We start from the raw sequence: 19,800 nt of genomic DNA on the forward strand, positions 1-19,800 counted from the left end.
CGACGGGCCGCACGCCGGGTTCCGCCGCCGTCCCTCCGCGCGGAACCGGGTCGCCAGCTGCGACGCCTCTGCTGCGCGAGACCCGGGTCGTTCGCTGCTTCTCTCTGCAGCGGCGCCGGGTCAGCTGAGCAATCTGTTTCACCGCCGCGTCTTCCGATCGCCTCCCGATCGACGCGGCTCACGAGACCCAGGCCGGTGCACCGGCCTGGGTCTCGTCATGTCCCGGGCCTTCCGTGGGTGACATCCGGCCTTCCGCCGCCGGCGGCCTTTTTCCGTCTGCCGGTATCGGGCTTGTTCCGTCTGCCGGTATCGGGGCTTGTTCCGTCTGCCGGTATCGGGGCTTGTTTCGTCTGCCGTATCGGATCGTGGGAGTCGGCTCCGCACCGAAACCTCTCGATCACAGCGCGCGATTTCGAATCCGGGCTTGGAGTGATTTGTCCGGCGTAACCATGATCACGTCGAGTGGTTTCTGCGCCGTTCCAGCGCTCAGCGGGGCGTACACCGGGATTCCGAGTGTCGGCGGCGACCGGTACGGTTGGGCACGGTCACCCGCCCCGGCTCGGCCGGTCGGGGAAGTGATCAGGGTCATGCCCAGCTCTGCTACGTCGGCCGCGTCCGTGCATAAGCTGGCACGGCCGACAGTCATGGAGGAGGCGGATATGACGTCCGAGGGCCAGCAATCCGGCCGGCAGCCGGGGGCCACGTCGGGCGGCGGAGCCGAGCCGTTCGGCACCGACGGTTTTCCGCCGGACGCTTTCCCGCCGGACACGCACGGTTCCGCGCCGCCCGACCGCGCCCCGTCGTACCCGCACGCGCACGACTCGTTCCCGAGCGCGTACGCCCCACCGCCGCACTCGACCCCGAACGGCGGCTCGCCCTTCGTGGTCCCCGCCGTGCCGCCCACCGGACAGGTCTCCGCGCAACAGGGCCCCACGTTCGGGCCGGGCGCCGCGAAGTTCACCTCCGCCGGCTCCGCGCGTGTACCGTCCCCGGCCGCTCCCGAGGCCCAGGGCTCAGCCCGCCCGCCGGCCTTCCCGCAGGACCCGAGCGGCATCCCGGAGCCCGTACGCGCCGCTGCCACGCCCCCGGAACCCCCCGCATTCGCGCCCCCCGCCGCAGGCCAGGCACCGGCCTTCCCGCCGCCCGCACCCGCAGGTCAGGCGTCCGCCGTGCCGCCGGCCGCAGCCCAGCCGCCCCCCTTCCCGCCGCCCGGCAGCGGGGCCCAGGCCAACACGTTCCCGCCACCCGGCGGCGCAGGGCAGGCTCCCGCGTTCCCGCCGCCCAATGGAGCTGCGCAAGCTCCCGGCTTCCCGCCGCCCGGCGGCGCAGGCCAGGCTCCCGCGTTCCCGCCGTTGCAGGGCGCCGCAGGTCAGGCGCGCGCCGCGGTGCCGCCGCCCCGGGACGCCGGCCAGCAGGACGATGGCTTCCGCGGGCCCGACGACGAGCAGCTGCCCGCCCGGCGGCAGTCGACGCTGGAGCCGGCCGGCCAGCCGTCGAACGCCGCCCAGCAGGACGAGTCTGCGCACTCCATGTGGGCCCCGCCGGTCCCGGGCCGGCCCTCCGCCGACGAACGTAACCCCTTCGAGCCGCGGCAGGCGCAGAGTGCCGGCGAGCTCCCGCAGCGCTCGCCGGGCGTCGCCGGCGGTCCGCTGTCCGGTCCGGTCGGCGAGTTCAACGGCTTCACCCCGGCCCGGTCCGCTCCGTCGCAGCCGGAGGGTCCGCGTCGCATCGGCGGACCGTTCGACCGCGAGAGCAGCCCATTCGAGCGCGAGAGCAGCCAGTTCGACCGCGAGGCCGGGCAGTTCGACCGCGAGAGTGACCCGTTCAATCGCGACAGCGCCCCCTTCAACCGCGAGAGCGGCCAGGTCAATCACGAGAGCGGGCAGGCCGACCGCGAGGGCGGCCCCGCTGACCGCGAGAGCTCACCCGCCGACCGCGGGACCTACGACGGCTCCTTCGACCAGGGCGGACCGGGCCACAACGGCGACCAGGCTTCCGGTGGCCGGCCGCCGGGCGTCTCCGCCTTCGGTGACCAGCGGGTGCGCGTGCCCGGTGCCACGTTGACCGGCCTGCCGGACGGCCCGGCGTCCCCCGAGGACGGTGGCGCTCTTCCGGCGCGCGGCGGGGCGTCCGACAGCGGCGGTTTTCCCGTACGCGGCAGAGCGCCCGAAGGTGCCAGTTTCCCGCTGCGGGGCGGTTCCCAGGGTGACGGTTCGCCGTTCGGCCCCGATCGCCAGTTCGGAGCCGAGGAGCGCCCGGAGGACCCGTTCGCCCGGCAGACCGACGACGCGTTCGCTCAGCAGCCGGGCGACCGGTTCGCCCGCCCGAGCGATGATCCCTTCGCCCGGCCCGCCGACGGTTCCTTCGGCCGTCCCGGGGCCGATGCGCCCCGCGACGCGGCGGAGCCGCCTTTCGGGCGTACGGAAGGATCCCGGGATGAGGGCGACCGGCCCGGCGGCTATCCGCAGCGCGTGCCCGGCGCGTCCTTCAGCGCGCCCGACGCGGGGCGACCTCCCGTACCCGACTCCGCGCCGCCCGGCCTGGGCGGCGACCGGCCCAACGCGGCCGGCGGCAGCGGCTACCCGCAGCGCGTGCCCGGTGCGTCGTTCGGTGCCGGCGGTGTTCCCGTCGTCGCGGATCCGGTGATCGCCGAGCCCCGCAGCGCCGCGTCGGTTCCTCAGCCCCGCGACCCGGCCGACGTCTCCGACCAGTCCGAGCCGTCCGGTGCCGCCAAGGGTTCGGCGCGCCCGGTCTCGGCCAGCGCCTCGGTGCCGGTGGCCAGCCGCGCCCCGGTCGAGGCGGACGAGATTCCGCCGCCGGCGCCGGCACCGCAGTCCCGGGTGTACGGCCGTGCCGCCCCAGCCACCGAGCCGGCTCAGGACGAGGACGGCTCGGAGCGCCCGTTCGGCGCCCGGTCCGGCGAGAACGCCTCCGACGACGACCGCATGTTCGGATCGGGCCCGACGTCGGGTCCCGCCGCCGCCCCCGCGGGGACGTTCGGCGCGGCACCCGCCGGGACCTATGGCGCGGCGCCGGGCGGAACGTATGGCACGGCTTCCGGCGATGGACCGTTCGGAGCCCGTCCGGCGTCCGGATCGCCCGCTGACGGTCCGGCTCGGCCGCCCTTCGACGGTGGCCAGCCCGGCGACTCCGGCTTCGGACCGGCGGACGGTGGCCGTCCCGCCGATGGCGGCCGGCCGGCCGGCGGTTCCTACGCCGCGAGCAGCGCCTTCGAACCGGCTCCCCGCCCGACCAGCGGCGGCTTCGGTGGCGAGCCGGGCGCCGACGAGCAGTCCGGACCGGACCGGTTCGGCCCGCCGCCGAGCCGGCCCGGCACCTACGGCACCCCGTCCTCCGGCGCGGCATCCGTCAGCGGCAGCACGGCATCGGTCAGCGGTGGCGCGGCGCCCGGCGGTGGGCCGGCGCCCACGTCCGGCGGTCCCAAAGCTGCGGGACGGGCGACCGCGAGTGCCCGGGTCAGCCCGCCCGGCCAGCCCTTCGCGCCCTCGGCACCCGGCTCGCCGGCACCCGGGGCGTCGCAGGACGGGCCCGACCCGGCGGCTTTCAGCGAGTTCACGTCCGACCTTGCCGGGCGGGGACGGCCGGGACAGCCCGGGCATCCCGGTCCGGTTCCCGGCAACCCGGCGAGCCGCACCACGCCGCCGGACTACAGCGAGCACACCACGGACGTGTCCGGCCGCGGCCATGACCAGTCCGACCACCCGTACGTGCCGGCGCCCGCCCTGCCGACCATGCACGCCCGGCCGCCGCTGGAGAACGGCTTCCCGCCACCGTTCGGCGAACGGGAGCCCTTCGGCGCCCGGCAGCCCGGCGGCCAACCCTTCGGGGACGTGGGCCAGCGCGGCGAGCGGCCGCCCGCCGACGCGACCGCGCAGTTCGGTGAGGTCCTGCCCGACGACCCGAACCAGCCGTTCGGCGCCCGGCCGCGGGACGGTGTGGTCAGCCGCGCCACGGTCACGCCGCCGCCCGACCCGGACCGGACCGCGAGCTGGCCCGGCACCGGTGGCCATGACGATCAGGACCGGTTCAACTCGTTCCAGCCGGAGATGCAGCCGGCCTCCGACGCGGCCAAGCCCGAGACCCCGCACGTACGGATGCTGCCCGTGCTCCTCGGCGTCATCCTCGGCGCCGGTCTGCTGGTGGGCCTGACGTTCGGGATCACCTGGCTGATCGCCCGCGGGTCGGATTCCGGTGGCTTCTCGGTGAGCACGGGCGACTGCGTGAAGCGTGAGGGCAACGAGGCGGTGACCGCGAAGTGCGGTGATCCGGGGACGTTCGAGGTCACCTCCATCGTGGACACGAAGGAGCAGTGCTCGGACCCGGGGCAGCCGTACGTGCTGAACCCGACCGGGGACAACAAGACCAAGGTGCTGTGCCTGAAGCCGCGAGGCTGAACGGTCGCGCGCCGAGGGAGGTGTGCCGCGTCGCACACCTCCCGGAGCCGGATCGGCGCTGCTGATCGGGCACGATGGGCGGCATGAGCGCGCGCGTACGGGCCCCCGAGTTCCGGGGCCGGGGCTGGCTGAACACCGGCGGGAAGGACCTCCGGCTCGCCGACGTCCGGGGCCGGATCGTCATCCTCGATTTCTGGATTTAGACGAAGAAGCTTGCAACTCGTGTCGCTGACGCCCTAGCGTCGTCGGCATGTCCCACCACGAACACCTAGCCGACCTCTACCTCCGGCTTAGCCTGGACCGCGAGGGCAAGACGGCGATCGAGCGGCAAGAGGCTGACTGCCGCGCGTGGGCCGCGCGGAACGATCTGGAGATCCGTACGGTTCATATCGACCGCGGGCGGTCGGGCTTCAAGGCCGTCGATCGCAAGGGCTTCGACGCGGCTATCTCGGCGCTGACGACGGGCACCGTCGGAACACTGATCGTCTGGAAAGTCGACCGCCTCTCACGCCGCGGAATGGGGCAGGTCGGGCAAGTCCTCGACGACGTCGAGAAGGCCGGCGGCCGAATCGTCTTCGTTCAGGACGGCCTCGACACCTCGCAGCAGCAATCGCGGCTCGTGCTGGCACTGCTCTCCGAAGTGGCGCGAAGCGAGTCGGCGAACATCGGTGTCCGCGTCGCCTCGGCGAAGGCCCACCTTCGCAGCCTGGGCCGGTGGATCGGCGGGCAACCGCCGTACGGCCTTGCGGTGGGCACAGATGGCCGCCTCGATCACGATCCCACCACGGCGCCGACTGCCCGCGAGATAGCCGATCGGGCGCTCGCCAACGAGCCGCTCGTCCGCATCGCCCGTGACCTCAACGCCCGCAAGATCCCGTCGCCGCGTGGCGGCGCGTGGGGCGTCGGCACGCTGTCACAGCTTCTCAAGGCGCCCGCCTTCGCAGGCCTCCTCCCCGAGACGATCAAGCGAGACGGCAAGTACACAGGTCAGGTCGTGCCCTGGCGCTCACCGGAAACCGGCGAAACGGTCGAGATTGGCCGGGGAATCATCACGCCTGCCGAGCAACTCCGCATCGTCAGCCTTCTCGGCGAGCGCGCCGCGCTGGACCGCACGGGCCACAACCGCGGGGTACGCGCAGAGACGTCGCACCTCTTGACCGGCTTTCTTCGGTGCGGCGGGTGTGAAGGCCGCATGTCGGCCGCTGGACGGTCGTACGTATGCCACGCGCGCCGCCTCGGCCGCCCTTGCCCTGCGCACACGACGGCCTTCATCGCCGCCGTCGATCGGTCGGTGGTCGACGGCTGGGTCAGCCGCCTTGCCGCCGCCGAGCCCGGCGACCGCCTCCTTGAAGCCGTCGCCGAGCGCTGGGTCGCGCAGCACGACCCGGACATCATCCGTGAACGAGCCACGATTCAGGCCGCGCTCGACGACGCAAGCGCCGCTCTCGTCGACCTCGAAGACGCCCGGTATCTCCGCGGTGAGTTCCAGGGAGCCGACGCGGTGAAGCGTTGGGAGCGCCTTCGCGAGCGCCTGTCTGGCCGCGTCGAGGGCCTGCGCCGCAACCTCGCCGACTTCCCGCTTCCCGAGGCGGACATCAGCCCGCTACTCGACCCGGTGCAGACGCGCGAGGCGTGGGAGGCCGCCAAGGTCGACGAGCGACGGGCGCTTCTCGCCCTGGCGCTCGACTACGTGACCGTTCTGCCCGCCGCCGGACGGCGGGGCGTCCGGTTCGATCCGGCGGCGAGGCTGCGTTTCGCCTGGGCCGACGAGTCCACGCCGGCCACCGCCGACTGACTTACAACCCCCAAGAAGCAGGCCCCGGGCACGCGCTTGCACCGCCGCCCGAGGCCCCAACGGAGAAGGAGCCTCCGCTATGCACAACCCTACCCACGTCTACGTGACCGGCACGACCACCCAGCCCGGTCAACTGCACCGCGCCGTGTCGGCGTTGGTCGCCGCCGGCTGTCTGGTCACGATGTCGACCGTCGCCCCGGCGCACAGCGCGGCTGAGATCGTCGCCAACGCCGCAGAGGACCTGGACGCCGTCGCGGCGGCTGACGTCGTCGCGGTATTGCCGGGCGCCGAGGCCACGTTCGAGGCCATCTTCGCCGGCGCCTGGGGCATCCCTGTCCGGGCGTTCGCCGACGTGCTGAACGCGGCGGCCACCCGTTGACCGCGCCGACGATCGCCCGCCCGCTCGGCGAGCTGATGCCCGAGGCTCGCGACCTCGCCGAGGCGCTGGGGTATGTGCCGTCGCGTAACAAGATCATGGCGACGCTACGCGTCGGTGCGCCGAAGGCGAGCGCGCTCCGGGAGGCGCTGATCGCCGAGGCCGCCGAGTCGGACACCCGGCCGGACCGGTGGGCGCTCGCCGAGCCCGCTGCCGCTCTCGCCCCGGTCTCGCCGGCACCGGCGGGTGTCCCTGCGACGGACCCGGGCCCGCCCGCCAGGGTCGGCACGGACCCGGGCGCGGAACCGGCACAGCCCGGGGCGCTCCCCGTGAGCCGTGCGGGTGCCGTGGCGCCCTCGTCCGACACGGCCGAGAGTCCCGCCGGGGTCGCCGCCATTACGCCCGTTACGGCGTTTCCGCAGGACAGCACCGCCGGACACCCGGGCACCCCGGCCGTCCGTTACGCGGCGCGACGGGTGTCGGTGTGGCCCGTGCTGCTGATCGCCCTCCCGGCGGCGGTCGCCATCTGGTCCGGGTGGGTCGGACTCGGCGAACTCGCCGGGTTCGGTGTCGTGCATCCGCTGCCCGGTATCGCGGACGGGGTCGCGCTCAACACAGCGATCACGCTGCCGGTCGGGGTCGAGGCGTACGCCGCGTATGCCCTGCGCGCGTGGCTTTCCGGCCGCGTGGTCGGCGAGCGCGCCCGCCGCTTCGCGAAGTGGTCCGGTATCGGCTCGCTGTTGGTCGGCGCCCTGGGGCAGGTCGCGTATCACCTCCTCGCCGCAGCCGGGGTGACGGCGGCGCCATGGCCGATCACGACCGCGGTCGCCTGCCTGCCGGTCGCGGTCCTGGGCATGGCCGCCGCGTTGGCCGACCTCATGCGCGCCGAGAACGGGGGCTATGCGATGACGTCGCAGACCCCGGCCGCACGGACGGCGGTCACGGCGACGTAGAGGAAAGGGAAGCGGCCCGGCCCTCGCCCGCGAGAGCGAGGGCCGGGGCCGCAGCTCGAATTACAGCGGGGACGTGGCCTGACCGCTACCGGGGCAGCGGTCACGACTGCCCTGCGCCTGATGCGGAGGGCACGACGATCCGGGCGGGACGCCTACGCGGGCACCGCAGGCTGAGCATTGACTACCGGGTGCCATTCCTTGACTCCTTCGGGGATGCGGTAATCGGGATAGGGATCTTCGGCTGGATCTCTGACGTCACCGCCCGTGGCCGTTGCCCTGAGCTGGGTCGTCGTGCCGTCGGCACCGACGATGCTCAACCCGAAAGGCATCGTGCCGCGCTCCGACTCAAGGCCGAGGCTCGGGAACGCGAGCAGCGTCCACGATCGGAAGATGGACGGTCGGGCGACGTCGAGAAGCTGAGCCGCAAAAATCGCGATACGCGGCGCTCTGCGCGCCACCGTTGGCATGACCTCGGGGACGGGTACCGGAACTCCTCCCGGCTCGTTCGAGCCCCAGAGCATCGCCGTTGCGCCCGAGGGGTACTTCACCCGTACGCCTGCATACGGCGGGACACCGGCCACCGCGTCAGTCTGTCCGTACCGGCTGATTTCCACGATCTCGGGGTGCTCGCTTGCTACGAACAGCCCCTCCAGGACGTCCAGGATCTTGACAAGTTGCATGGTGCGCTCCGATTGTCTCGCCTGTTCAGAGTCGTCGGGGAGTCTAGCCGCGGGCGGGCCGCGCGCCCGCGCTGCGTGAGCGTCTGTCACGGCGACTCGGCTTCGCTGTGCTCCGCGATCTGTTCGAGCAGCTTCTCGGCATCGGCGCCGTAAAGGACCGTCTTATCCCACGAATAGCGCCCCGGCCGTTCCGCGTAGAAGCCCTCCGGAGATAGGAATCCTGGGATCACGTTCTCGTGGCGCCAGCTCACGGACCAGGCGGGGAAGGCGTCCTCGATCCGCTCGCACGCCTCGACAGCACCCTCGGGCCACCCGGTGCGCTTTGCGATGAGGCGGCGGTTGCGCCGGCCCAGCTCCGGGCCGGTCGGCGGCAAGGGCTCGCTCATGCGCGACCTCCCAACCAGCCGAGGAAACGCCCATAGGTGTCCGCCGGAGGGAGCGCCGTCGCCCTGGCGAGATCCTTCGTGTACTCCAGCATCTGCGCGGCGAGGTAGGTCGCCAGCAACGCAACCCCGTCGAACTCCTCCGTCAGCTCGACGCGGCTCGCCGGGCACGGCCACGGGTCGCCGCACTGCCGGCAACGCCAGTCCGGACGGCACGGAAGGTGTTGACTCATCGGCGCGTACGGAACAGCCATCAGCAGCCCGCCCGCCACTGCTGAGCCGGGGTCAGCGCCCCCGCACGGCCGATCGTGTTGAGCGGCATCGTTGGCTCGGCCCATCCGGGGCGGTACGGCGGAAGCCGGCGCTCGCCGTCCGGGATTGGGGCACCGTCAGGCCACCCGGCCGCGTCCGGGCACGGCCACGAGAGGCCGCAACGGCATCGGCGAGCACGGAACAGGCTGAAGGAGCGGCGTCGGTGTCTCATGCGGACCGACGCTAGGCGCGCCGCGTCTCCGCGTGATCACCCGTGGTTATATCGACTTACGCCACTCCTACGCGCGCCGCGAGGCCGCGCAGCGTGTCGCCCCCGGCGTCCGCCCGTGCGCGCCGCAGCATTGCGCCGACGGTGTCGCGGACGACCGGTGACAGCCGTACGCGCTGCGGCGCTACGCGCTCCGCGCGGATGAACTGCGTCAGCGCCTCGGCGTCGTTGCGCCGCGACGCCGCGAGCGCACTCCCAACGTCGATGTGGAACGCCGTCACCCGCGAGGGCGAGAGGATTGCGTCAGGGTGGATTTCGCGGGACAGCTCGACCGCGCGGCCCGGTTCGCCGGCCTCCAGCGCGAGCGACATGCGCCACTGCGCGACGTTCGTTGGGCCGAAGTTCATCTGAGCGAAGCCGCCGTCGATCGGGTCCGGGCCGATGCGGTCGGCGACTTCCGCCGCCTCGTCGAGGTGCGAGCGGGCGGCGTCGAGGTCACCGGCGAGGGCTTCCGTCCATGCCGTTGTGAGGTGCAACATGCCGTACGCCTGCATGACGGCGGGCGAGGTCAACTCGTGCGATAGACGATCGGTCGTCGCGGCGGCGAGCTTGCGGCCCACGGCCCGCGACTCCGGCGGAAGCGTGTGCAGGCGGGAGTATTCGGCGAGTCCGACCCACTCCGGCGCGCACAAGTCGCGGGCGGCGTCGTGGCACCGCTCGGCGGCGGCGAGTGACAGATCGACGAAGCCGAGGTACTTCAGCACGAAGGCGGCGTTGTGCGTCGTCAGCGCCAGCAAGCGCAGCGCGGCGGGGACCTCCTTCGCCCCCGCGGCGTACGCGGTGGCGCCGAGATCACGCACGAGCGGGGCTATGAGCTGGGCCGCGTCGGCGTACTCGCACAGGCGTCGGCACCGCATCAGCTCGCCGACGGCGGCTTCCAGCGCGGCGAGCGGGCGCGAAGGCTTGGCCGGTATATCAAGGTAGGCGAGGCCGACGAGCGCGGCGCGGATTTCCGGGACGGCGGCGAGCGCGCGGGCGTGCTGCGGGTCGTCCGGCGCGTAGGGCTGGCCGACAAGCTCGGCCACCGAGACTTGCAGGGCGTCGGCAAAGTGGACGAGCGTCGAGCGACGGTCGATCTCCTTGAGCCCAGCCTCGACCTGGGACACGAAGCTTTGGGAGACGCCGGCCAGTCCGGCGAGGGTGCGCTGACTGACGCCGCGCTTGAGTCGCCAGTACCGGATGCGGGCGCCTACGAAATCCTCGGCCATGCGCTCCACGGTACCCGCGACCGCCGAGGCTCAGTGAACACCAGCGCGGGCGGTGGCCCACGTGCGAGGGCGGCGGCCCGGCAGGGCGGGCGCCGGGGGGCGAGGGTGTGCAAAAACGTCTCACGTGACGAAGTTCAGTCACTCTCACATCTTTTTCTAGAACTCCTCCTCCTCTTCTTTGAACAAGTAAGGGAAAGTGACTGTTTCTCGTCACGTGAGACGTTCTTGCACGGCACCCCAGCCGAGCGGCGCGGAGCCCTCCCGGCGCCTCCCCGGCGCTCCGTCCCGCGCTGTGAGTGATCGTCTACCGCCGTTCTGCTGGCCGCGTCGAAGCCCTCGCCGCCGCGCCGTCGCGTTCGTACGCGACACGCAGTCCAGGCCAACTACCTGTTTGTAGGCCGGAACCGGCCTCTGCTGTGACCGCCGCGACGACAGGGACAACCTCATGACGTGTGCCCGATGCGGCAAGCCCTTGCCCTCGACCGCCCGCAAGCACCGCCGCTTCTGTGATGCCACGTGCCGTGCGGCCCAGCACCGCGCCGACCGCGCCCGGGTTGTTACCGAGCTACGCGCCGAGGTGGCACGCCTACGCGGCACGCAGAGCTGACCCCGCGTTTCCGCTGGCTGAAATTTCCTGGCGTGCCGGCGAGCAGCGACTCCAGCCCCGGCCAATTACCCATCTATCCCCGGCGGTTCGCCCGCCAGCACCCTGACAGGGAGGAATAGAGCCGTGTCGCACGACGCCGGCCGACCACCAGCCAAGGCCGCCTCTGCGCGGCCTGATGACGCCCTCGCCACTCTCCGCATCCCTGTGCGCGTCCAGTCGCCGCACGATCGCCCCATGCGCCTCAAGCTCGACGCCGGGTACGCCGTCGAGCTGCCCGCCGCACGCACCCTCGCCCGCGTCTGGGCACTGCCAGTTCTAGAGACAGGCAGCGAGGTATACAGGAGCGGTTCCGCGTTACTTCGCCGACCACACGGCGGGACTGACGACCCCGTCCCCGCAGACTTCCGCCAGCTCGCGGACAAGCTCGCCGACCGTCTCGCCGCCCTGCCGGACCGCACCGACGCCGGAGCCGTCTACCGCGCACTTCGGATGTGCGGAGTCGAAGCCGACCGCGCTTGGTTTGCGGGCGTGTATCTGCTCTCCGTCCTCCGCGCCGTCCGCGCCGCCGCGCGGGCGTGGAGGCCGCCGAGCGCGCAGCGCCGCCGGGACGCCTCACCGCTGACCGCCGCCGAGCGCGCGCGTCGCTCGCACGCCGCCCGCCTCGCGCGTGAAGCGGAGGTCTCCGCGACGTGGGTACGCCGCTGGCTAGTTACGGCCACACCGGGTGAGCGCGTCCTCGCCCGCGCACTCTACGACGCTGCGTGTGCTGAGCTTGAGGGCGACCTCCCCGGGCTGAGGGTCTTCTACCGTGCCGGTGATGATCTTCTCGGCCGCCGGACCCGCACCGCCGCTGGGTACTCGTACCGCGTACCTGACTCCGCGACCGCCGACGTGCTGCTCGACGAGATTGCCCGCGTGGCGCTCGACGAGGCTGCCTCGGCCATCGGCAACTACCTGACTTCGAACAAGACCGATACGGAAGCCAGCGAAAGGCGGGTTGCGTGAGCGAGCAGGAGAAGGAGCTATTCGCCCAAGAAATCATTCGGCGGGTGGCGGCCCTTGCCTGGGAAGAGCAGCGGGCACACGTACTCGCGTACTTGACCAGTGCTCGCCCCGCCACGGCAACGACCGCAGCGCCCAGCGCCGGCGGCAACGTCGTCGACCTCGCGGCGCGTCGGGCGCGGCGTCGCGCGGCCTGACCCCTGACTGCGAGCGCCTTACCGACCCCCTCCGGTAGGGCGCTCGCGTGTGCGGCCTTCGGCGTGGGCGATGCCGGAGGCGAGCAGCGCTCCGGCGCGCTCCTGGACTGGCCGCGCGTCTCACCTCTCGGCGCGCGGCCGGTTCAGTCGTCAGCCCTCTCAGATCGACGCTGGCGACCGATTTACCTAAGCCCTACTGCTCCCATCGATCGAGAGGAAAAGCCCTCCATGGCAGGCTCAGGCCGCCCGCTGGGCCGCCGCCAGACATCGCCCCACGCCCTGCCCCCGGTCATGACCGTCGTGCAGGCGGACGCCCTCGTCCGCGCCGTCGCGACCCTCTGCCTCGACGCCTCCGGCCAGTGGAGCGGCCCCCGCGGGGAGTTGCGCGACGCTCTCGCCGAGATTCTGCCGCCTCAGCACCCGTCGCTCTCCGGTGACGAGATCGCCATGTCGGCAGCGGTGGCGGTGCGCTCGGCCCTGCGCGACGAATACAACTGCGCACTTCTGACTTCACGCGGTCCGCGCGTGAAGATCAAGTTGATTCCCGCCAGGCCACCCACCACGTAATCCCTTACGTCCCAACGGATTGGCCGCCTGCCACGCCCGGCATGGCGGCATCGCCCAACCCTCGAAGGAGCCAGCCATGGCCCGCAGTATCGGTGACCGCGTCGACCCCGACTTCGGAATGCCTGACTGGGTACTTGCCGATCCGACGTGCCCGCCCGCCGTTCGCGAGGCGCGTGAAGTCATCGACGCCGCCAACGCCGCCACCGCCGACGAACGCGCCAAGGTAGACGCCATCCGCGACGGCGCCGACGACAACGCCTCGGCAATCCGCCGTGCCATCCGTGATGGGGCAGAGCCGCCGGCACCGATCCCCGCCGAGGTCACCGCAGCTCGGATCGATCACGCTGAGACCTTCGTTCGCTCGGCGATGAGCCGTGCTTACGTCGCCGCCCGAGCGTGCGAGGCCGTAATCCCGCAGCATCGGGCCGAGCTGCGCGCAATCCTCGCCACCCGCCTGCCCGAGGCCGCTGCCCTGGCCGCGAAGAAGCACGCCGAGTATCTGGCGGTGGCTGAAGCCCCGCGCTCCATCGCGGGCACCATGGAGAACCTCGACCGCATCACCGTCACCCGCACGGGGACGCCGGCCCAGCGCGCGGCCGTCGAGAGCCACTACGAACAGGCCCACCGGCGCGACCCGTTCAACTTCCCGGGGGTCGAGCGCCGTATGCCGCAGGCACGCAAGGACATGGCGGCACACGCGACCGGCCTGCCCGTCGACCTCATCGTCCCCGACCCGATCGCCGAGGACGCTGCCGCGTGAACGACGATCTAGCCGAGCGCGTCCGACGCGCTCTCGCCGAGACTGCCGATAGCGCGGACAGCGGCCCCCGGCCCGCCGGCACCACCCCACCCTCCACCCGGGTCCTCGGTCACGAGACGCTCGACGTCGACGCCTTCGACCCGGCCGATGTACTACGCCATGTTCGGTGTCACGACTGAGCCGAACAGACCACGACACACCCCGGCCGTGCCTGCCCGCGTGGCCGGGGTGTGCCGGACGCCGCGCCGGCACGCGCTCGGCAGGAGAGGGCCGACGCCACACCGGCGCCTACGAGTGTCGCCGTGATCAGTCGCGCGCCCTGGCGACGAGCGCCGGACATCGGCACTGACTACGACGCGAGAGCATCGAGCGCGCGCAAGACGGCGGCGGAAGCGGCTGCTGCGCGTCGACCGCGCCCGACCCAGCGCCGCACCACCGAGGCGCACCCCGGCGCGCTCTGACCGCGGCTCGCTTGACGGTCACTCAGCGTGACCCCTGGGGGGCGGCCCCCTCCCCCGCCGGCCGCCCCACCGAAGCGGCATAGCTCCTCCCGGTGCGCGCAAGTCTGGGGGTCGTTCCCGGAGCAACGCTCTGTGACCCTCTACCCTGGACGTGTGGTTAGAAAGATCGCTGATCTCCGCGCGGCAACCGACGACGAACTGATCGCCGAGCACGACGAGAAGGCTGGCAACACGCACGTTGGCACGGCGTACTTCATGGAGGAGCTGGACCGGCGCGAGCGCAACCGTGCCATGGCGGCGACTGAGGCGCTCGCCCGCGGCGCCTACCGCCTCACCTGGACGAACACCGTCCTTGCAGCCGTGGCCGCCGTTGCAGCGATCATCGCCCTGTTTAGGTAGCCAGCGCGAGGAGGCCCCGCAGAATGGAGCGCCCATGCACAGTGATCCACTGACACGCGCGATGTGGCGAGCACACGACGCCGCCGAGAAGCTCGAAGGCACGGCACCGTCGCCCGAAGCGGTCGAGCAGATTGCCAAGGCCGCGGTCGCCGGCTACCTCGACGCGCTCGCCGCAGAGAACAAGGTACGGACGGGACATACCGCCGGCATCGACGGCGGCGATTCGTGGGCACACCGCCCCATCTACTCCCCCGACTTGGCCCGTTACGCGGAGCAGGCGGCGCGAGCGCCGTTCATCGGCCCATCGGACGAGCCGTTCGGTTGGTAGCACAACGAAAGGCCCCGGCCCGGATCTACTCCGGCGCCGGGGCTTTTTCGCGTATCCGGCAGGATGAACGCATGGACGCGCGCGTACGAGCGCCCGAGCTTCGCGGGCGAGCCTGGCTGAACACGAACGGTGAGGCTCTCACGTTGCCGCAGCTCAGAGGTAGCTGTGTCTTACTTCACTTCTGGACGTTCTGCTGCATCAACTGCCTGCACGTCCTGGACGAGCTGCGCCCGCTCGAGGACAAGTACGGCGACGCGCTCGTCGTCATCGGCGTGCACTCGCCCAAGTTCGAGCACGAGCGTGACCCCGAGGCGCTGGCCGCCGCCGTCGAGCGGTACGGCGTGCACCACCCCGTCCTGGACGACGCCGACATGGTCATGTGGCAGCAGTACGCCGCCAAGGCCTGGCCGACACTGAGCGTGATCGACCCAGAGGGGTACGTCGTCGCGTCGATGGCGGGCGAGGGTCACGCCGAGGGCCTGTCCCGCCTGCTCGACGAGCTCATCGCCACGCACGAGCGGAAGGGCACTCTGCAGCGCGGCGACGGGCCGTATGTGCCGCCCGCCGCGGAGCAGACGCTGCTGCGGTTCCCCGGCAAGGCCATCGAGCTGCCGGACGGCAACCTGCTGGTGTCCGACTCGGCGCGGCATTCGCTGGCCGAGCTGTCCCCGGACGGCGAGCGGCTGGTCCGGCGGATCGGCACCGGCGAGCGGGGGCGCACCGACGGTCCCGCCGGCCGGGCGAGCTTCTCCGAGCCGCAGGGCCTCTGCCTGCTGCCGGACGGGCGGACCGTGGTGGTGGCCGACACCGTGAACCACCTGCTGCGCGGCCTGGACCTGGCGACCGGCGAGGTGTCCACCCTCGCGGGCACCGGGCGGCCGTGGCGTTCGGCCGAGGACGACGGCGTCTCGTTGTCGTCGCCGTGGGACCTGGCCTGGTACGAAGACCGCGTCATCATCGCGATGGCGGGCATCCACCAGCTGTGGTGGTTCGACCCCGAGCACGGCACCACGGGCGTGTACGCGGGCACGACCGTGGAGTCGCTGCGGGACGGCCCGATCCCGGACGTGTGGATGGCCCAGCCGTCGGGCCTGTCCGCGTACGGGACGAAGCTGTGGATCGCCGACAGCGAGACGTCCGCCCTGCGCTGGGTCGAGGGCGGCGAGTTGCACACCGCCGTCGGTCAGGGCCTCTTCGATTTCGGGCACGTCGACGGCGCCGCGAAAGGGGCGTTGTTGCAGCATCCGCTGGGCGTCGGCGCGCTCGCGGACGGTTCGGTGCTGGTCGCGGACACGTACAACGGGGCGGTCCGGCGATTCGACCCGGCGAGCGGGGAGGTGTCCACGGTCGACTCGGGGCTGGCCGAGCCGAGCGACATCCTGGTCACCGACGCCGGCGACGTGTTCGTCGTGGAGTCGGGCGCGCATCGCCTGGTGCGGCTCGCGCCCGGCGCGGTGAAGACCGTCGAGGGCGAGCGGCATCGCACCGAGCGGCCGCCGTCACGGCTCGCGCCCGGCGAGGTCACGCTGGACGTGGTGTTCACCCCGGCACCGGGTCAGAAGCTCGACACGACGTACGGTCCGTCCACCCGCCTGGTGGTTTCCGCCGCTCCCCCGGAGCTGTTGCTGGAGGGCGAGGGCACCGGCACCGACCTCTCCCGGCGGCTGGTGCTGAACCCGGCCGTACCGAAGGGAATTCTGCAGGTCGTGGCGCAGGCCGCGACGTGTGACGCCGACGTCGAGCACGCCGCCTGCCACCTCACGCGTCAGGACTGGGGCGTGCCGATCGTGATCGACGGCGACGGGCCGAGCCGGCTGCCGCTGATTCTTCGAGGGATGGACATCTGAGGGACCAGGATCACTACTCACTAGTAACCTACGGTGTCGTAACCTGAGAGGCGTGACGACCTCGACCCCGTTCCGGATGAAGCCTGCCGATGTCGGCAAGCCGCGGTTCCGCGGCCGGTTGCACCAGTACGCGTTCTTCGTCGCCCTCGCCTGCGGCATCGTGCTGTGCTCGATCGCCGCGACGCGTCCGGGCTGGTCACCTTTCGTCAGTTGCCTGGTCTACAGCTTCACCGTCTGCGGCCTCTTCGGCATCAGCGCGCTGTACCACCGGCGGGTCTGGAGCGAACGCGGCTACCAGATCATGCGCCGGATGGACCACTCGATGATCTTCATCTTCATCGCGGGGACGTACACGCCGTTCTGTGTGCTGCTGCTCGACGGTCGCAAGAGCACCGTGATGCTGAGCCTGATCTGGGTGGGTGCGCTGGGCGGGGTCGCCCTCAAGAGCATCTGGCCGCACCTGCCCCGCTGGGTGGGTGCGCCGCTGTACCTGGCGCTGGGCTGGGGCGCGGTCGCGATCCTGCCGGACGTCGTGCGCAACGGCGGCGTCGCCGACCTGGTCCTGCTCGCGGCCGGCGGCGTGATCTACAGCGTGGGGGCGGTGTTCTACGCGCTGCGCCGGCCCAACCCGTGGCCGGAGGTCTTCGGCCACCACGAGTTCTTCCACGCCTGCACGCTGGTCGCGGCGATCTGTCACCACATCGCGATCTACTTCGCGCTCTATGCGTGAGTTCCGGGTCGGGTCGCTGCACGCGTACGACACCGGCGGCGACGGGCTGCCGGTGCTGTGGCACCACGGCACCCCCAACATCGGGACCCCGCCCGGCCCGCTGCGCCGGGCCGGCATCCGGTGGATCTCGTACGACCGTCCCGGGTACGGCGGATCAGCACCGCAACCGGACCGCGGCGTGGGGGACGCGGCCGGCTGGGCGACCCGGGTGGCGGACGCCCTGGGCATCGACCGGTTCGCCGTGGCAGGTCATTCCGGCGGTGGCTCCCACGCCCTGGCCTGCGCCGCCCAGCTGACCGATCGGGTCCTGGCCGTGCTGAGCATCTCGGCGCCGGCCCCCTTCGCCGCCGGAGGGCTCGACTGGTTCGCCGGCATGGGTCCGGCCGGGGAGGCGACGCTGCGCGCGGCCGCGGCGGGGCGGGCGTACCACGGCGACGGTGTCGACTTCATCGCGGCCGACTGGGCGATGTTCGACGGGCCGTGGTCATGGTTCTCCGAGGTCGTCGAGCCGGCCGTCGCGGGTGGCCCCGAGGCGCAGGACACCGACAACCGGGCGTACGTGTCCTCGTGGGGTTGTGACCCGGCGACGATCACCGCACCGACCCTGATCCTGCACGGTGGCCGGGACCTCGTCGTGCCGGGCGCGCACGGTGAGTGGCTCGCCGACCGCATCCCGGGCGCGGAGCTACGGCTGGGCCCGGAGGACGGGCACATCTCGATCCTGGGTCACGCCGACGCGGCGATGGATTGGCTGGTCGCGCGCGCGTCGTAGGCCTCGCGGGCGTCGACGACGTCGCCGATGTGCGTCTCCGCCCACTCCTTCAGGGCGTCGACCAGCCCCAGCAGGCTCTGCCCGAGCGTGGTGAGCGCGTAGTCCACCCGCGGCGGGACGACCGGGTGGACCGTACGCGTGACCAGACCGTCGCGCTCGAGCCCGCGCAGGGTCTGGGTCAGCATCTTCGGGCTGACGCCGGGTATGCGCTGGGCGAGCTCGGTGTAGCGCAGCGAGCCGCCCTTGAGCGCGCCGACGATCAGCACGCTCCAGGCGTCGCCGATCCGGTCGAGCACCTGCCGGCTCGCGCAGTCCTTGGCGTACACATCCGGTTCCACCTGCACACTATCCCCCAGGTGAGTACTGCACTTCAAGGTGCTCACTCTCTATCGGGAAGTGCCGGTCGACCTGCGTCGTTGTGCTCGTACGGCGGTCGACCGGCCGCCGTACGAGCACTCAGGGAGTTGTCATGACCATCGTCGTCACCGGGGCCACCGGACATCTCGGCCGGAACGCCGTCGAGTCGCTGCTCAGCCGGGGCGTACCCGCCGACCAGATCGTGGCGATCGGCCGCAGCGTCGAGAAGATCCAGGACCTCGCGGACCGCGGTGTGATCGTCAAGCGCGCCTCGTACGACGAGCCCGAAACGCTGCGCGCGGCCTTCGCGGGCGCCGACAAGCTGCTGTTCGTCTCCGCCAGCGAGCCTGGCAAGCGCGTCCCGCAGCACCAGAACGTGATCGGCGCGGCCAAGGACGCCGGGATCAGCAAGATCGCGTACACGAGCATCGCGCACGCCGACACCTCGGACCTGCTCCTGGCGGCCGAGCACATCGCGACCGAGCGCGCGCTGACCGAATCCGGCATCCCGACGGTTTTCCTGCGCAACAGCTGGTACCTCGAGAACTACGACCTCAAGAGCGCCGTCGAGCACGGCCTCTACGGCGCCGCCGGCGAGGGCAAGCTCAGCATCGCGACCCGGGCGGACTACGCGGAGGCTGCCGCGGCCGCCATCGCCGCCGACGGCATCGAGCAGCAGGTGTACGAGCTGGGCGGCGAAGGCGTGACGCTGAGCGAGCTGGCGGCCGAGGTGGGACGGCAGTCCGGCCGCGACGTCACGTACACCAACCTGACTCCGGAGAAGTACACGGAGTTCCTGGTCGGGGTGGGCGTACCCGAGGGGTTCGCCGCGGTGCTGGCCGACTCTGACCGGGGGGCTGCGGAGGGTGCGCTCCACACCGGCACCGAGGACATGGAGAAGCTCCTCGGCCGCCCGGTCACCCCGCTCGCCGACTCGGTGCGCACCGCGCTCGCCTGAGAAACCCGGCCCGGTGCGCGCCGCGCTCGCCTGAGGAAACGACGACGGCGCCGCCCCCTTCGCCGGGGGCGGCGCCGTCGGTGTGCTTACGCGCCGTACCCGGGCGGCGGGGGCGGCGGGGCCTGGCGCCGGGTCTCGCGGTACTCCTGGACCACCTGACCGTCGTCGCGGACGACCGGGCGCTGGTCGACCACCGTGGTACGGCGGCGGCTGTTCCAGAACCAGATCGTGATGATGAGTCCGACCAGGCCGGCCAGCATCAGCACGTAGCCGACCACGTTGATGTCGAGACCGCTGATGTCGGCGTTGACGGCGAACGCGAGGATCGCCCCCAACGCGAGAAGGAAGATGCTTCCGCCGATGCCCATCGAGGACCTCCCTGGCTCGTGGCTGCCGCACCGAGCCGCGGCAATACGTCGATGAGGGTGTCTACCCAGCCGCGGGAAAACTCAATCAGGCATGCT

19 protein-coding genes are annotated in these 19,800 nt (G+C 72.0%); 14 read left to right on the forward strand and 5 right to left on the reverse strand.

The genetic code is table 11. The features are described 5' to 3' along the window. Positions 1–659 precede the first annotated feature (659 nt). From COUCH_RS00435 to COUCH_RS00450, 4 genes are all read left to right on the forward strand, one after another. Entirely contained in the window at positions 660–4,415 is a 3,756-nt protein-coding gene (locus tag COUCH_RS00435) for an LppU/SCO3897 family protein (RefSeq protein ID WP_249613963.1), read from the forward strand. 250 nt (positions 4,416–4,665) lie between these two features. Then, complete coding sequence (locus COUCH_RS00440; protein WP_249610137.1) at positions 4,666–6,210, forward strand: recombinase family protein; 1,545 nt, start codon at positions 4,666–4,668, stop codon at positions 6,208–6,210. A 79-nt stretch (positions 6,211–6,289) separates the two neighbouring features. Beyond that, complete coding sequence (locus tag COUCH_RS00445; protein ID WP_249610138.1) at positions 6,290–6,589, forward strand: hypothetical protein; 300 nt, start codon at positions 6,290–6,292, stop codon at positions 6,587–6,589. A 35-nt stretch (positions 6,590–6,624) separates the two neighbouring features. Further along, on the forward strand, positions 6,625–7,539 hold the full coding sequence (locus COUCH_RS00450) for an ABC transporter permease (RefSeq protein WP_430640949.1): 915 nt from the start codon (positions 6,625–6,627) through the stop codon (positions 7,537–7,539). 152 nt (positions 7,540–7,691) lie between these two features. Here the strand turns inward: COUCH_RS00450 and COUCH_RS00455 are convergent, their stop codons facing one another. The 3 genes from COUCH_RS00455 to COUCH_RS00465 form a co-directional block, all read right to left on the reverse strand. Continuing rightward, the gene (locus COUCH_RS00455) at positions 7,692–8,219 is read right to left on the reverse strand and encodes a hypothetical protein (RefSeq protein WP_249610140.1); all 528 of its coding nucleotides are present in this window, start codon (positions 8,217–8,219) and stop codon (positions 7,692–7,694) included. Between the two features lie 86 nt (positions 8,220–8,305). After that, complete coding sequence (locus tag COUCH_RS00460; RefSeq protein WP_249610141.1) at positions 8,306–8,605, reverse strand: hypothetical protein; 300 nt, start codon at positions 8,603–8,605, stop codon at positions 8,306–8,308. A gap of 537 nt (positions 8,606–9,142) precedes the next feature. After that, positions 9,143–10,351, reverse strand: a complete 1,209-nt coding sequence (locus tag COUCH_RS00465; RefSeq protein ID WP_249610142.1) for a helix-turn-helix domain-containing protein — start codon at positions 10,349–10,351, stop codon at positions 9,143–9,145. Positions 10,352–11,192: 841 nt separating this feature from the next. On the opposite strand from COUCH_RS00465, the gene COUCH_RS00470 reads away from it, so the two are divergent. The 9 genes from COUCH_RS00470 to COUCH_RS00510 all read left to right on the forward strand — a co-directional run bounded on the left by COUCH_RS00470 (position 11,193) and on the right by COUCH_RS00510 (position 18,021). Continuing rightward, positions 11,193–11,963, forward strand: a complete 771-nt coding sequence (locus tag COUCH_RS00470; RefSeq protein WP_249610143.1) for a hypothetical protein — start codon at positions 11,193–11,195, stop codon at positions 11,961–11,963. After that, complete coding sequence (locus COUCH_RS00475; protein ID WP_249610144.1) at positions 11,960–12,157, forward strand: hypothetical protein; 198 nt, start codon at positions 11,960–11,962, stop codon at positions 12,155–12,157. The genes COUCH_RS00470 and COUCH_RS00475 overlap by 4 nt, the downstream gene beginning before the upstream one ends. 228 nt (positions 12,158–12,385) lie before the next feature. Next, positions 12,386–12,724, forward strand: coding sequence for a hypothetical protein (locus COUCH_RS00480; RefSeq protein ID WP_249610145.1), 339 nt, complete (start codon positions 12,386–12,388; stop codon positions 12,722–12,724). Between the two features lie 76 nt (positions 12,725–12,800). Further along, positions 12,801–13,484 carry a hypothetical protein gene (locus COUCH_RS00485; protein ID WP_249610146.1) on the forward strand — a complete coding sequence of 228 codons (684 nt, stop codon included), beginning with the start codon at positions 12,801–12,803 and terminating at the stop codon, positions 13,482–13,484. A 614-nt stretch (positions 13,485–14,098) separates the two neighbouring features. Beyond that, positions 14,099–14,344, forward strand: a complete 246-nt coding sequence (locus COUCH_RS00490) for a hypothetical protein (RefSeq protein WP_249610147.1) — start codon at positions 14,099–14,101, stop codon at positions 14,342–14,344. A 34-nt stretch (positions 14,345–14,378) separates the two neighbouring features. Then, on the forward strand, positions 14,379–14,672 hold the full coding sequence (locus tag COUCH_RS00495) for a hypothetical protein (RefSeq protein WP_249610148.1): 294 nt from the start codon (positions 14,379–14,381) through the stop codon (positions 14,670–14,672). A gap of 71 nt (positions 14,673–14,743) precedes the next feature. Continuing rightward, positions 14,744–16,519 (forward strand): NHL domain-containing thioredoxin family protein, encoded by a 1,776-nt coding sequence (locus tag COUCH_RS00500; protein WP_249610149.1) that lies wholly within the window; start codon positions 14,744–14,746, stop codon positions 16,517–16,519. 52 nt (positions 16,520–16,571) lie between these two features. Continuing rightward, on the forward strand, positions 16,572–17,249 hold the full coding sequence (gene trhA, locus COUCH_RS00505; protein ID WP_249610150.1) for a PAQR family membrane homeostasis protein TrhA: 678 nt from the start codon (positions 16,572–16,574) through the stop codon (positions 17,247–17,249). Further along, positions 17,242–18,021, forward strand: a complete 780-nt coding sequence (locus tag COUCH_RS00510; protein ID WP_249610151.1) for an alpha/beta fold hydrolase — start codon at positions 17,242–17,244, stop codon at positions 18,019–18,021. The genes trhA and COUCH_RS00510 overlap by 8 nt, the downstream gene beginning before the upstream one ends. Here the strand turns inward: COUCH_RS00510 and COUCH_RS00515 are convergent. Then, positions 17,976–18,365, reverse strand: a complete 390-nt coding sequence (locus tag COUCH_RS00515) for a winged helix-turn-helix transcriptional regulator (RefSeq protein ID WP_249610152.1) — start codon at positions 18,363–18,365, stop codon at positions 17,976–17,978. The genes COUCH_RS00510 and COUCH_RS00515 overlap by 46 nt on opposite strands. Positions 18,366–18,490: 125 nt before the next feature. Here COUCH_RS00515 and COUCH_RS00520 point away from each other — a divergent pair, with 125 nt between their 5' ends. Next, positions 18,491–19,336, forward strand: a complete 846-nt coding sequence (locus COUCH_RS00520; protein ID WP_249610153.1) for an SDR family oxidoreductase — start codon at positions 18,491–18,493, stop codon at positions 19,334–19,336. Positions 19,337–19,422: 86 nt separating this feature from the next. Here COUCH_RS00520 and COUCH_RS00525 read toward each other — a convergent pair whose 3' ends face one another. Further along, a complete protein-coding gene (locus COUCH_RS00525) occupies positions 19,423–19,704 on the reverse strand; it encodes a DUF6458 family protein (protein ID WP_249610154.1) in 282 nt (93 codons plus the stop codon). Positions 19,705–19,800: the final 96 nt, after the last annotated feature.

The organism is Couchioplanes caeruleus, from assembly GCF_023499255.1.
Lineage (GTDB): Bacteria > Actinomycetota > Actinomycetes > Mycobacteriales > Micromonosporaceae > Actinoplanes > Actinoplanes caeruleus_A.